This window comes from Bacillus sp. YC2 (genome assembly GCF_019891195.1).
Lineage (GTDB): Bacteria > Bacillota > Bacilli > Bacillales > Bacillaceae > Bacillus.
In genome coordinates, this window is the sequence record NZ_JAHXDO010000001.1 from 1 (window position 1) to 12,780 (window position 12,780).

The 12,780-nt window shown below is 44.9% G+C and carries 13 protein-coding genes and 1 riboswitch; of the genes, 5 read left to right on the top strand and 8 right to left on the bottom strand.

All coding sequences use genetic code 11. The features are described 5' to 3' along the window. The first annotated feature begins 334 nt into the window (after positions 1-334). Positions 335-435, top strand: a riboswitch (TPP riboswitch). A 98-nt stretch (positions 436-533) separates the two neighbouring features. Continuing rightward, positions 534-1,115: an energy-coupled thiamine transporter ThiT gene (gene thiT, locus KY305_RS00005; RefSeq protein ID WP_223060814.1), complete on the top strand. Its 582-nt coding sequence runs from the start codon at positions 534-536 to the stop codon at positions 1,113-1,115. A gap of 30 nt (positions 1,116-1,145) precedes the next feature. On the opposite strand, the gene KY305_RS00010 is transcribed toward thiT, so the two are convergent. Continuing rightward, entirely contained in the window at positions 1,146-2,675 is a 1,530-nt protein-coding gene (locus tag KY305_RS00010) for a flotillin lipid rafts scaffold protein FloT (protein WP_223060815.1), read from the bottom strand. A 17-nt stretch (positions 2,676-2,692) separates the two neighbouring features. Next, positions 2,693-3,223: an NfeD family membrane protein gene (locus tag KY305_RS00015; RefSeq protein WP_223060816.1), complete on the bottom strand. Its 531-nt coding sequence runs from the start codon at positions 3,221-3,223 to the stop codon at positions 2,693-2,695. A 145-nt stretch (positions 3,224-3,368) separates the two neighbouring features. On the opposite strand from KY305_RS00015, the gene KY305_RS00020 reads away from it, so the two are divergent. Further along, positions 3,369-3,857, top strand: a complete 489-nt coding sequence (locus KY305_RS00020; protein WP_223060817.1) for a DinB family protein — start codon at positions 3,369-3,371, stop codon at positions 3,855-3,857. Between the two features lies 1 nt (position 3,858). Here the strand turns inward: KY305_RS00020 and KY305_RS00025 are convergent, their stop codons facing one another. The 3 genes from KY305_RS00025 to betB form a co-directional block, all read right to left on the bottom strand. Continuing rightward, positions 3,859-4,440, bottom strand: a complete 582-nt coding sequence (locus KY305_RS00025; RefSeq protein ID WP_223060818.1) for an MOSC domain-containing protein — start codon at positions 4,438-4,440, stop codon at positions 3,859-3,861. Positions 4,441-4,509: 69 nt separating this feature from the next. After that, complete coding sequence (gene gbsB / locus KY305_RS00030; RefSeq protein WP_223060819.1) at positions 4,510-5,718, bottom strand: choline dehydrogenase; 1,209 nt, start codon at positions 5,716-5,718, stop codon at positions 4,510-4,512. A 17-nt stretch (positions 5,719-5,735) separates the two neighbouring features. Next, entirely contained in the window at positions 5,736-7,208 is a 1,473-nt protein-coding gene (gene betB / locus KY305_RS00035) for a betaine-aldehyde dehydrogenase (RefSeq protein ID WP_223060820.1), read from the bottom strand. Between the two features lie 201 nt (positions 7,209-7,409). On the opposite strand from betB, the gene cudC reads away from it, so the two are divergent. The 3 genes from cudC (at position 7,410) to ktrA (ending at position 9,551) form a co-directional block, all read left to right on the top strand. Continuing rightward, the gene (cudC, locus tag KY305_RS00040) at positions 7,410-7,970 is read left to right on the top strand and encodes a transcriptional regulator GbsR (protein WP_223060821.1); all 561 of its coding nucleotides are present in this window, start codon (positions 7,410-7,412) and stop codon (positions 7,968-7,970) included. Between the two features lie 192 nt (positions 7,971-8,162). Beyond that, positions 8,163-8,702: a biofilm surface layer hydrophobin BslA gene (gene bslA, locus KY305_RS00045; protein WP_061522371.1), complete on the top strand. Its 540-nt coding sequence runs from the start codon at positions 8,163-8,165 to the stop codon at positions 8,700-8,702. A gap of 180 nt (positions 8,703-8,882) precedes the next feature. Then, positions 8,883-9,551, top strand: coding sequence for a potassium uptake protein KtrA (ktrA, locus tag KY305_RS00050; protein ID WP_223060822.1), 669 nt, complete (start codon positions 8,883-8,885; stop codon positions 9,549-9,551). Between the two features lie 34 nt (positions 9,552-9,585). Here ktrA and KY305_RS00055 read toward each other — a convergent pair whose 3' ends face one another. The 3 genes from KY305_RS00055 to hmpA form a co-directional block, all read right to left on the bottom strand. Beyond that, positions 9,586-10,431: a glucosaminidase domain-containing protein gene (locus tag KY305_RS00055; RefSeq protein ID WP_223060823.1), complete on the bottom strand. Its 846-nt coding sequence runs from the start codon at positions 10,429-10,431 to the stop codon at positions 9,586-9,588. Between the two features lie 105 nt (positions 10,432-10,536). Next, on the bottom strand, positions 10,537-10,956 hold the full coding sequence (fosM, locus tag KY305_RS00060; protein WP_223060824.1) for a FosM family fosfomycin resistance protein: 420 nt from the start codon (positions 10,954-10,956) through the stop codon (positions 10,537-10,539). Between the two features lie 67 nt (positions 10,957-11,023). Continuing rightward, a complete protein-coding gene (hmpA, locus tag KY305_RS00065) occupies positions 11,024-12,208 on the bottom strand; it encodes an NO-inducible flavohemoprotein (protein WP_223060825.1) in 1,185 nt (394 codons plus the stop codon). Between the last annotated feature and the right edge of the window lie 572 nt (positions 12,209-12,780).

Sequence of the window (12,780 nt, forward strand, 5' to 3'; positions counted from 1 at the left end):
TTTATTTAAAACTTTGAATTAACAGGTACGTTTTGTCTTGTTTAGTTTTCAAAGATCATTACCGCTTATTGAAGCAGCTTTATTATAGTAACATTTTGCTTCTTTTATGTCAACAACTTTTTTCATGTTGTTTTTGAAGCATTTTGTTGTTGTCAGCTGTTCATCAGCGACGTTTAATAATATAACACCCTTTAAAACATATTACAATAGTTTTTTCAAAAAAAACTCCGCGATTAATTTGTGCAATACAGTTTTCATTTCTCTTCTATAGAATAAACAAGCTGTCTTGTCGTTTGTACCGTTTTCTTGTATAGTAGGATTGAACTAAATACTTGATGACCACAAGGGGAGCAATAAAGCTGAGAGTGAACGTTTCGTTCTGACCCTTTGAACCTGTTAGTTAACGCTGGCGTAGGGATGTGGCAAAGCCAAATGAATTGCAGTTTGTAAGCAGTGCGTGGAACTTTCCCCATCCTTTCCCGCGCTGCTTTTTTGTTTGTCCTTAAAAGGGTTGTCTAGTCAGGGGGAAAACTATGAATCAATCAACACAGCTTGTGCGCTTAATTGAAATAGCGATTATGACCGGGGCAGCCGTCATTCTGGATATCGTGTCCGGTATGTTTCTCCGTATGCCCCAAGGCGGTTCAGTCTCTATTATGATGATTCCGATTTTTTTAATTTCATTTCGCTGGGGGGTGAAGGCCGGACTGACGACGGGATTTCTTACCGGACTTGTCCAAATCGCCATCGGCAATCTCTTTTTGCAGCACCCGGTTCAGCTTTTACTCGACTACATAGCGGCTTTTGCTGTAATCGGTTTTAGCGGTTTTTTTGCTTCTGCCGTCCGTAAAGCGGCTTTTGCCAAAAAAAGAAGTGCATTAACCGTATATGTCGTTATCGCGGTGTTTATAGGCAGTGTGCTGCGATATGCTGCTCATGTCATCTCGGGCGCTGTCTTTTTCGGCAGCTATGCTCCAAAAGGGACGCCGGTTTGGATTTATTCTCTCGGTTATAATGCCACTTATATGATTCCTTCTTTTATTATTTGCACAATTGTACTTTGTTTATTATTTATAACTGCACCGCGGCTCCTTGAGACAAAGCGGACAGAATAAAAAACAGCAGGCGTAAACGCCTGCTGTTTTTTATGCGTGATTCTCTTCGACGCTTGAATCTTTCAGTTCGTTTGCCAGCTCATTAATGCTTTGTTTTATGTTTCCTTTACCTGAAAAATTCTCAATGATTTCTTTTACATCTATTCCTGAAGAGGCCTTCAGGCTTTCTTGCAATCCTGCCATTAAATTGGTTGCGTAGCCTGTAACTCTATTGGCTCCGCTGTTTTCACCGTTTCCGCCTGTATCGACGACGGTAATTTTATCAATGTTTGAAAGCGGGGCCGATACTTGCTTCGCATATTCAGGAAGCATCTTCACAATCATATCAAGGATCGCCGCCTGCCCGTATTTTTCGAACGCTTCGGCGATTTTTTCTTTCGCCTCGGCTTCCGCGAGTCCTTTCAGACGAATGACTTCAGCTTCGGTTTCCCCTCTTGCCTTGTCAGCCTCCGCTTTAGCAAGACCGTCTATTCTTACACGCTCGGCTTCCGCCTTCGCCATAGCCTCGATGCTGTACTGCTCGGCGTCTGCTTCTGCGAGCTGCTTCGCTTTTGCGGCAGCGGCCGCTTGTTCTACAGAATAGCGGTCTGCATCGGCTTTTTTCTTCACTTCAGAGTCATATTGGCGCTCACGGCGCAGAATTTCTTTTTCTTCTAATTCAATTTGTTTTTGCCGCTCGATAATTTTGACCTGCATTTCCTGCTCAGTCACCTGCTGGCGGGCTTTTGCGGTTTCGAGGTCGTATGCCTGATCGGCATTTGCTTTCGCGGTATCCTGGTCTCTCCGATATTCCGCCATTTTTAGCTGGTTGATTTTTTCAGCTTCGGCAATTTCCGTGGCGCGTTCCAATTCTGATTTTTTGGCGTCTTTATCGGCTTCAGCCCGTTTAATTCTTGTCTCTTTATCAGCTTCAGCCGTGGCAATATCCGCATCTCGTTTTACTTGGGCGATTCTCGGCTTACCTAATGATTCGAGATAGCCGTTTTTGTCGCGGACATCCTTAATGGTAAAGGAGACGATCATCAGCCCCATTTTGGCAAGATCCTGGGACGCGACCCGCTGAACTTCTTGAGAAAACTTTTCTCTGTTTTTATAAATTTCTTCTACCGTCATGGAACCGAGGATTGAACGCAGGTGGCCTTCTAACACTTCTCGCGCCTCTTGCTCGCGGTCTTCCTTGGATTTCCCTAAAAATTGTTCAGCGGCAGTCGCGATTTCGCCGATGGAGCCGCCGATTTTAATAATGGCCGTTCCGTCCGCCATGACGGGAACGCCCTGTTCGGTGTATACTTCGGGTGTTGAGACGTCAAGCTTGCTTGACAAGAGACTGAGCGGTTCAGCCTGCTGGAAAACCGGCAGTACGAATGTTCCCCCGCCGCGGACGATTTTCAGCCGATTGCCTCCTTCATCAATATGGACATTTTTATTGCCCAGGTAGCTTCCGGTCACGATCAGGGCTTCATCCGGCCCCGCCGTCCGGTATTTTGTAATAAATACAGCAATGAGTGCAATGAGTAAAAAGAATACCACTCCGATGACGATTATAATCGGCATTGTCATATCAAGTTCCCCCTTATTTAAATTGGTTCATGCGGTGTCACTGAGAGCACTCCGTCTTTCACGTCTATAATTAATACTGCCGTTCCGTAATTGATCTGCTCGTTATCAAAACTGACCGCGGACTTAGAGACAGCACCGCTGATCCCCTCTATTAAGACCTCCCCATAACCGTCTTTCGGAACGGAGGTAATGATTTTGCCGACTCTCCCTCTTAAATCCGCTTCCCGATAAACAAGCGATTCCTCCGCTGATGAAAGCGGCACAAGGACAAAGAAGTGCAGCAAGCTGACCATGAGAACTGAAACAGCAAATGATAGTAATGCGATAACAGGACTTGATAGCGGAGCGGCGATTTCGCCGATATAGCCTGTGGCTGAGAAGATCGTCAGAAACGACAATATCAACGCAGGATTCAGAAAAGAGACTGGAATGGCTTCTGCGAGGCCGTGAAAAACATCATTGAAAAAGAGAAACAAAAGCGTCAGGCTTCCCGCAATGATGAGTGTGTAAAGATAAATCGTTTGTAACGGAATATGAAATATGTCCACATTCAACCCTCCTTTCGGATGAGATGATGGAGTGCTACTTTATATACGGGCTGCCCGACGAAAGGTTTCAATTTTCAGAAAAACGAAAAGGAATACATGAATATAAAAGCTGGATATGGTAATGTTTTCTTAAGGAGGAGATATGATGAGTATTTTTAATGACGCCAGACAGCAGACTTGGGATGCAGTGAAGGGACTCTCGGAAGAGCAATTCAACTGGAAGCCGTCGGCTGATGAGTGGAGCGTGCGGGAAGTGCTTGACCATTTAAAGAAAATTGACGAAACAGCGCATACCCTTTTATCAGAACGCGCAAAGGATGCACCGATAAAAGAAACGGAAGAAAAACCGCTTGTGATGGCAGAGGACAGAACGAACAAACGCACTGCGCCGCCTCACCTTGCCCCTGATCAAGGCCACAAATCAATCGTTGAATTGAAAGAGGAATTAGATGTGGCGAGACAGCACTTAACCGCCGTCATTGCTTCATTAAAAGAGGAGGACTTTGAACGAGTGCTTCCGCATCCTGTTTTTCAAGAATTAACGATCCGCCAATGGATTGATTTTATCGGCCATCATGAAAAACGGCACATTAATCAAATAGAAGAAATCAAACAAAAAATCGAAAGGGTCTGACTCAGACCCTTTCGATTTTTTTCTTGGCGCGCTTCGGTTCATAAGAATGAATGTCTATCGTGTCGCCCGCACAAATGTCACCCGGCCGTTCGACGATACAGACAATGCCCCTTTTGCCCAGGGCATGCCGCACAAACGCCGCCGCCAGTTTCGGATGATCCGGGTAATAGGATTGAATGATCTCTCCCGGCTGAATGCACGGATCATTTTCTCCCTCACACAGGAAGGAGGCACCGCTTGGAAAAATGATCCTGCTGCCTTCTTTAAGTAATGTTAATGAAGGGAAACCGCTGATGGCAATATTGGCGCCGAGCCATTCCGGGAAGATGTTCGGAATCCCCATCGCATCAGCAATCTCATCGCATTCCTCAATTGACACGATTGATATCTGCCTGCGGTTAAAAATTTCGGTTCCTCTCTCATACATCGGCTCCCGCGCTCCCGCTTTTTTGGTCAGGCCAAAATGGAGGTCGCCGGGAATCCCTCCGTAATCCGCATGAAGCTTGTCCATTCTTTTTGTGACAAAGTGTTTCGTATCGGCTTTATATAGCCCTTCAGCCTTTGCTTTTATCCGTTTCCACATAAAACCACCGCCTTGTTGATGCCATTATCCGAAAAAAACCCCGCTCTGTAAAGGAGCGGGGACATTTTTTTATACTGTTTTCGGCGTCAGGTCAAAGCAGCGTTTGTAAATCCAGTTATATGCTTTCTCATTTAAATCTCTTGGGTTTCCGAATGTTTGCGGATCTTTCATCGCTTCTTTTGATAAGCGCTCAATCATATCCGGAGATACGCCTTGTTCTTCTAAGCTCGGAACCTCTAAATCTTTTACAAGGTCATACATCCAGTTGACAGACGCTTTGGCCGCTTCTTCCGTCGACATTTTGCTTGTGTCAATTCCGAAAGCTTTGGCGATGCGGGCGAATTTTTCCGGATAACCTTTCCAGTTGTATTCCATCACAGGCCCCATCATGGCCGCCACGCACTGTCCGTGAGCGACAGGAATAATGCCGCCGAGAGTCTGGCTCATCGCGTGCGCCGCGCCTGCTGATTCACTGCCGTATGAAAGGCCTGCGAGCATCGCGGCCTGCGCCATGCCGTATCTTGCTTCTACATCCTCTCCGTCAGCAAATGCACGCTTAATGTAATGCGCTGCGTATTCAATCGCCATCAGAGCCACGGCGTCGGTAATCGGCTGGGCGAATTTCATCGTATAGCACTCGATGGCATGCGCCAGTGCATCGATGCCTGTCATTGCCGTTACATGCGGCGGCATGGAAACGTGAAGCTCAGGGTCAATCACGGTTAGATGCGCGGCGATAAGCGGTCCGCCCGTATTGAATTTAAATTCTCTATCTTCATCTGTGATGACGGCCCATTGCGTAACCTCTGAACCTGTTCCCGCGGTTGTCGGGATCGTTGTCAGCGGAGGAATGCGGTTTTCCAGCGGTTTTTTGCCTTCCGCGGCTTCGTAATCGAGGACGCTTCCTTTATGTGTCGCTTCTACACCGATTGCTTTCGCTGTATCCATGGAGCTTCCGCCGCCGACAGCTACAAGGCCGTTGCAGTTTTCTTTTTTGTACAGTTCTGATCCTTCGTTTACGAGGCGTACAGGCGGGTTCGGTTCAACTTTGTTGAACAGTACGACTTCAATGCCCGCTTCCTGTAATGATTCAATGACAGGGTTTGCCACTCCCGCATTATAAATTCCGGGATCTGTGACGAGAAGCGCTTTTGTTACGCCTAACGCGCCAACTTCATGTCCGACGTGTTTAATCGCGCCGATACCGTGCTTGATCACCGTGGGGATTTCGAATGTATGGAATTTATGCATGCTTTCTACTTTCATATTTAATGTCATATTGAATCTCCTCCTTATTATGAATGGAACCAGTTAACAGCTGCAGGTTTTGTGTTGCGGTAAATATGTTTGACTTCTGTATATTCTTCAAGGCCGATTTTGCCGAGTTCGCGGCCGAAGCCGGATTGTTTATAGCCGCCCCAAGGCGCTTGCGCGAAATATGGATGGAAATCATTGATCCAAACGGTTCCCATCCGCAGTTTAGCGGCCATCCGTTCGCATTTTTCAATATCTTTGGACCATACTGCTCCGGCCAGGCCGTAAATGGTGTCGTTTGCGAGTCTGACAGCTTCTTCTTCGGAAGAGAATGACTCGACTGTTAAAACAGGACCGAATATCTCCTCCTGCACAATCCGCATATCAGACGTACAGTTTGAGAAAATAGTAGGTTCATAGAAGAAACCGTTTTGAAGCGCGGGATCATCAGGGCGTTTGCCGCCTGTTTCGAGTGTAGCGCCTTCTTCGATTCCGATTTCTACATACCTTTCAACTTTTGCCCGATGCTCTGCTGAAATCAGAGGGCCGCTTTCGGTATCTTCATGAAATCCGCTGCCTAATTTGATGCGTTTTGTGCGTTTAATCAGCTCTGCTAAAAATTCATCATGAATGGCTTCGTCCACTAATAGGCGCGAACCCGCCGAACAGACCTGGCCGGCATGGAAAAACACGGCGTTCAGCGCTTGGTCGGCAGCCACTTCAAGATCTGCATCTTTAAACACAATATTCGGGTTTTTGCCGCCAAGCTCGAGAGCAATTTTTTTCACATTGCCGCTTGCCGCCTGCATAATCTTTTTGCCTGTTTCGATTCCGCCCGTAAAGGATACTAAGTCGACGTCAAGGTTTCTCGCAAGCTCGTCGCCGACTGTTGCTCCCGGTCCTAACACGAGATTTGCGACACCTTTCGGAATGCCGGCTTCTTCTATTAATTCAAATACTTTAATCGTCGTCAGCGGAGTGATTTCACTCGGCTTTAATACAATCGTGTTTCCAGCCGCCAGAGCGGGAGCGATTTTCCAGCTTGCCTGTAAGAGCGGATAATTCCACGGCGTAATTTGTCCGCATACACCGATGGGCTCTCTGACAATTTTGCTCACAGAATCGGGGATCGGAGATGAGATAACCTCTCCCCCGTCTTTATCCGCAAGACCGGCATAGTATTGAAATACATTTGCGATATCGTCCATATCGGCTTTGCTTTCTTCAAGTGTTTTTCCTGTATCAAGCGATTCCAGCTCAGCCAGTTCATTCAGATCGCGTCTGATTAATCCCGCAATTTTCAGAACAAATTTTCCGCGCTCAAGTCCGGAAAGCGCCGGCCAGTCTCCTTCATTAAAAGCTTTTCTGGCTGCGGCGATGGCTTTTACGGCATCGTCGCGGTCACCTTCGCATACCGTTGCGATTTCTTCTTGATTAAATGGGTTGATGATACGGCGGGTCTGTTTTTTTTCTGCGCTGACCCATTCGCCGCCGATATATAGCGTTTTGCTCATGAGAGTCCTCCTTACCGAAAAGTAAGTTTGTTAAATAAAAATTTAATGTTTTTAACAATATTAATTTAACATACGTTTTTTTACGTGTCAAAACCCAGTTTGTCCTCTTTTTGGTTTTGACTTTTTGTGTTGATTCGTTAAGATTAAGAACATAAAGAAATGACTTAACAAATTTAATCTTCAAGAGAAAAGAGGGACAGTATGGATGAAAATCCAGAATTCACAGCTATAGAACAAGCAAGAGACCTTGTGATTGATTCAATTGCAGAGACGATGGATCTATACGGAATTACCCGGAGCGTCGGGATTTTATATGGAACAATGTATATGAGAGATGAGATGACGCTTGATGAAATGCGCGAGGAGCTGCAAATGAGCAAACCGAGCATGAGCACCGGCGTCAAAAAACTGCAGGACTTAAATGTGGTTAAAAAAACCTTTCACCGCGGCATCAGAAAGCATACGTTTGTAGCGGAAAAGGACTTCTTTACGTTTTTCACAAATTTTTTCCCGCCGAAATGGGATCGGGAAGTTCAGGTCAATTTGTCTGCCATCGTTCAAGCCCAGGCGGATTTGCAGGCCGTTTTGGAGAAGGAAGACGGTGATTCGGCATTAAAAGAAGAAGCACGCCTTTTATACGATCAGCTCGAAAGCTCAAAAGCCTATTACCATTGGCTGAAACGGCTTGCCGACTCGGTGCAGAGCGGGGAAATTTTTAAATTTATCCCAATAGAAACTAATGAAAAAACGCCTGAATCCTAAACAGGCGTTTTTTTCTTGCTTTTTTGTCACTATACGTCGTATTTCCAGAGAACCCCTCAGAAAATATAGGAATATAAACCCATTTACTTCCATTAAAATTGATGGTAAATTTTTATAGGTAAATATTGGTCATTCTCCTCTTGGAAGGCGGGTGATCAGGGTTTACAATATTTTTTAGGGGGATTTGTTAACATGAAACACAAGCTTTTCACATCTTTGATGGCAAGTTTATTCGGCCTTGTTTTGCTGCTCGCTCTTCCGGCAACGTCTTTTGCCGCGGAATCTGGTTCATCCGTTCATGAGCCGGAAATGTCCACAAAAGCAACTGCTACATTATTTGCAAAATACACCGGCGCCAGCCAGCAGGAATGGTCATTTTCTGATATTGAACTGACTTACCGTCCGAACACGATTCTGAGCTTAGGCGTAATGGAATTCACCCTTCCGAGCGGGTTCACTGCAACGACAAAGGATACAATTAACGGACACGCTTTGCGTGAAAGACAGATTCTTAATAACGGAAAAACGGTCAGACTTCCGTTAAACATTGATTTACTTGGTGCAGCAGAATTCAAGCTGGCTCTGAATAATAAAACGCTTCCTGCTGCGGGTACATATAAATTCCGTGCAGAAAATAAATCATTAAGCATCGGTTCTAAGTTTTATGCTGAGGACACAATTGTTGTCCAAAAGCGCAGCACACCGCCTACACAGCCTTGCAACTGCAAATAATCTCGGTTAAGGCCGGCTCAAGCTCACAACGCTTGTCAGCCGGTCTTTTTTTTTGCTGTTTTTCACATCTTCTATCTTTCATTGACAAACACTTGAAACAGGAGTACATTCTTGGTTGTTGTTTGTCAGCTCAATGTGATGGAAGTAACGAAAAAACAGCTTCATAAGGAGTTATGAGTATTGGGAAGAATAAAAAATAAACAATTTGCCGTTATCGGGCTGGGCCGTTTCGGAGGAAGTATCTGCAAAGAGCTTTTTAAAATGGGGCACGAGGTGCTCGCCATTGATATCAGCGAGGAAAGAGTTAATGCGTACTCCTCTTACGCTACGCACGCTGTCAGGGCAAATGCGACGGAAGAAAGCGAGCTGCATTCGCTCGGCATCAGAAATTTTGAATATGTCGTCGTGGCGATTGGCGCCAATATTCAGGCAAGCACCCTAACGACGTTGTTATTGAAGGAACTGAACATCCCTCATATTTGGGTGAAAGCGCAAAATTATTATCATCATAAGGTGCTTGAAAAAATCGGCGCGGACCGCATCATCCATCCTGAAAAGGATATGGGCGTCAGGATCGCGCAGAGCCTTTCAGATGAAAACGTCTTAGATTATATAGATTTATCAGACGAATACAGCATCGTTGAGCTTTTGGCTACGAAAAAGCTGCATTTAAAATCAATTCTTGAGCTGGGCGTCCGGTCCAAATTCGGCTGTACCATTCTTGCCGTCAAACATAACGGAGACATTCAGCTTTCCCCTTCTCCGGAGACTGTCATTCACGAATGTGACTGCCTTGTTCTGATGGGGCATAAACATGATATTAAACGGTTTGAAAATGAGGGGATGTAAAAAAAGCCGGCAGTCCGCCGGCTTTTTTCTAAGGTCACGTTTCTTCATTTAATTGTACGGCAGTTTTGTCAACCCAGCCTATCAGCTGGTCGTTCACCTGAAATTGATACCAGACGGATTGCCCGTTTTGTTTTTCAGAAACGACTTTAATATGCTGTCCGGTAAACTTTTGCGCCGACGCAAGTTTAATAGAATGCGGTTCTTTCGATGGTTTTGACCACACGTCTTCAATGGAGCGGTCTTTAATGGCGCCTTTCAGATCAACTGCTTTGAGAGACGCATTGACTTTGTCAAATTCATTCAGGTTATACGTTTCTATGACGTCTTTCACTTTTTCTGCATAGTCCGGATCGGTGGCGTAGCCTGATTTTTGAAGAGCGGCAGCCGCCGTTTTGTAATCGCCCGCTTCCAATACAGGCTTGTACTTCTTTTTATTCCACGATGTGCCGTTGACAAATAATTTGGCATGGTCGTCCATGGATTCAAAGAACGTACTGTACTTGCGGAATTTCGCCCGGATCGTTTTTCGTTTTCCCTTTTCAAACTCATCTGTATTCATCGTGACATGCTTTCCTTTATAATCACCTTTCACACCGAACAGATTGCGGGCTTTTCCCGCAAGCTCACTGTTTCCCCAATCCGATTCCAGAATCGCCTGTGCCAGGGTGATGCTCGGAAGGACATGATACTTCTCATATAAAATTTGAGCGTGCCCGGAAAGGCTGTCAATAAAGACCTGCTGCTCATCCACCTCTTCAGGCGGTTTTTCCTCTGTTACGATGAATTTCGAAAACACCATTGAAATCAGAAATAATCCGAATATAAGAGATACAGCAAAAAGGCCGGCCAGCACCTTTTTTGTCTTTGCTTTCTTTTTCATATCAACCTTCCTTTAATTCCGAATGACTAGATTTATAATTTTACTGTTCATTGATGAAAATTTCAATAAAATAGGGAAAAAGACGGAGGAAGGCCGTCTGTTTTTCTAGTAAAACTCCATATGGCTTTTTTCTTTTTGATAATAGTCCAGTCTGTCTTCCAATGTACCGGTGTGAAATTCAAATTTATGACCGTCCGGATCAGTAAAGTAGATAGACTTTTTATCTCTTACATCTCTTTCTCTTCCCGTCAGTATATGAACGTTCAGCTGTTTCAGGTGGCGATGGATGTCCTCAAAGTCCTCTTCATCGATTGAGAAGGCGATGTGCGTGTATGACTGATGAATTTCATAGCGGGGAATATCGCTTTCTTCGTTGAGGGCAAGCCACATTCCGTTCAGGTCAAAATAAGCCGTTTTTTTCCCTTTCACTAGCAGCTTTGCGCCAAACACCTTTTGATAAAACGCGATGGATATTTCTAAATCGGCTACGGAAAATAAAAAATGGTTCAGTCCTTTTACGTTCATGTTATCCTCCCGGAAAAAGCGTATATCCGCCATTATATCATCCAAAAAACCCCTCTGTGAGGGGTTTTTAATTAGCCTGTGCCATGCTTAGCTGCGGGCCGAATAATTCATAGCGAACGGATTGCGGATCAAATCCGAGTTCGATGATCATGTCGTTCATTTGTGTCATAAATGGAGCAGAGCCGCACAGGTAGAATTCAGTATCTTGCTTCAGGTTCAAACGTTCAAGAAAATCCTGATCGATTCGCCCTTCGAAAAAAGACTTGTCTCCCGAGCGGTCTTCTTGTGTCGGGTCGCTGTATATAAAGATGGTTTTCATGTATGGATGGTTTGCTGCCGCTTCCTCCGCCTCTTTACGGAATGCCGCGTAATCTCCGTTTTTAGCCGCATGAATAAAGATAATGGAACGCTTGGGCTGTTTTTCGGCAGCCGTTTTCAGCATGCTCACCATCGGCGTAATACCGGCGCCGGCACTGATTAAAACCGCTGTTTTTCCTGAAGACGTCAGCGTGAAATCTCCGGCTGGAGCGCTGATGTCCAGGACATCGCCCTCATGGACATGATCGTGAAGATGAGACGAAACTGCTCCATCCTTTTTCACAGAAATTCGGTAATGACCTTTTCCGGAAGCGTCAGACATGCTGTACTGGCGAATGTGCGTATAAGGTGAATCCGCAATCCGCACTTTGACGCTGATATATTGTCCCGCTTCAAACTCCGGCAGCGGAAGGCCGTCGGTCGGTTTTACATAAAATGATGTGATGTCTTTGCTTTCTTTCATTTTCTTTATAACAGTGAAGCCTTTATACCCCTGCCAGCCGGCTTGCTTGTACATCTCGTTTTCAATGCTGATAAACGCGTCTGCGATAATACCGTACGCTTTTTCCCACGCCTGCATGATGTCAGGAGCAGCGGCATCTTGCAGCACGTCTTTAATGGCCAGCAGCAAATACTTTCCTACGATCGGATAATGTTCCGGCTTCACCCCAATGCTTGTGTGCTTATAACCGATCTGTCTGACCGCCGGAATGATATTTTCTAATTGATCAATATTGGCAGCGGCTGCAATTACCGCATTAGCCAATGCTGCCCGTTGGGTTTGTTTCTTTTGATTGGTTTGGTTAAACATATTCAGAAGCTCAGGATGATCTTGAAACATCAGGTTATAAAAGCGTCCGGTAATGTCTTCTCCTTTTGTTTTCAATACAGGTACAGTGCTTTTTATGATGTTTATTGTTTTCTCATCCAACATGTTCGTCTCAACCCTTCTAAAAGATGTATTTTAAATACACCTTTATAGTAAAGGGTATTTCGAATAAAAGATATATATAAAATGAATGTTTAATAAAGTCGTCACAATATTATTTAACTTCTTCTAATTATGGGTTTTTATTCCTCTCGTAAAAGCAGGGGTTTGAATATCTCTTCGCTTTACGTTTCCAAATACGAAGTTCACTTTCCGGAAACGTTAGCTGTATGTTTACAAAGGATCGTCGTAACCTTCAATGTAATGGGGATTAAACGTTAAACACGCTTGAACATATATCTATATTCAAAACAAACGTAGCCGAAACCCATGTTCACATCCGTCTCTCTAACCATATTTCACAAAATAATAAAAAATAAAAATTCTCTCGTAATCTCTGATAAATTCTGCTTCTAATTCTTTTTTGAGAGCTTGTACATGTTCCAGCAAGAACAAGGCCACTGTTCCCGCCTTCCTAACCCCTTTGATCCGGCCGAGGCTATTCAGCTGGCTTACACGCTTGCCGGATAACAGCAAGCAGATCGGCGCCTTCCGCTGCCGTCAAATTTTTACGTACT

Coding starts and splice junctions, on each gene's coding strand:
- betB (WP_223060820.1), bottom strand. CDS start 7,208: ATGAGCAAAACGCTATATATCGGCGGCGAATGGGTCAGCGCAGAAAAA.
- hmpA (WP_223060825.1), bottom strand. CDS start 12,208: ATGTTGGATGAGAAAACAATAAACATCATAAAAAGCACTGTACCTGTA.
- KY305_RS00055 (WP_223060823.1), bottom strand. CDS start 10,431: ATGAAAAAGAAAGCAAAGACAAAAAAGGTGCTGGCCGGCCTTTTTGCT.
- thiT (WP_223060814.1), top strand. CDS start 534: ATGAATCAATCAACACAGCTTGTGCGCTTAATTGAAATAGCGATTATG.
- cudC (WP_223060821.1), top strand. CDS start 7,410: ATGGATGAAAATCCAGAATTCACAGCTATAGAACAAGCAAGAGACCTT.
- fosM (WP_223060824.1), bottom strand. CDS start 10,956: ATGAACGTAAAAGGACTGAACCATTTTTTATTTTCCGTAGCCGATTTA.
- KY305_RS00025 (WP_223060818.1), bottom strand. CDS start 4,440: ATGTGGAAACGGATAAAAGCAAAGGCTGAAGGGCTATATAAAGCCGAT.
- bslA (WP_061522371.1), top strand. CDS start 8,163: ATGAAACACAAGCTTTTCACATCTTTGATGGCAAGTTTATTCGGCCTT.
- KY305_RS00020 (WP_223060817.1), top strand. CDS start 3,369: ATGAGTATTTTTAATGACGCCAGACAGCAGACTTGGGATGCAGTGAAG.
- gbsB (WP_223060819.1), bottom strand. CDS start 5,718: ATGACATTAAATATGAAAGTAGAAAGCATGCATAAATTCCATACATTC.
- KY305_RS00010 (WP_223060815.1), bottom strand. CDS start 2,675: ATGACAATGCCGATTATAATCGTCATCGGAGTGGTATTCTTTTTACTC.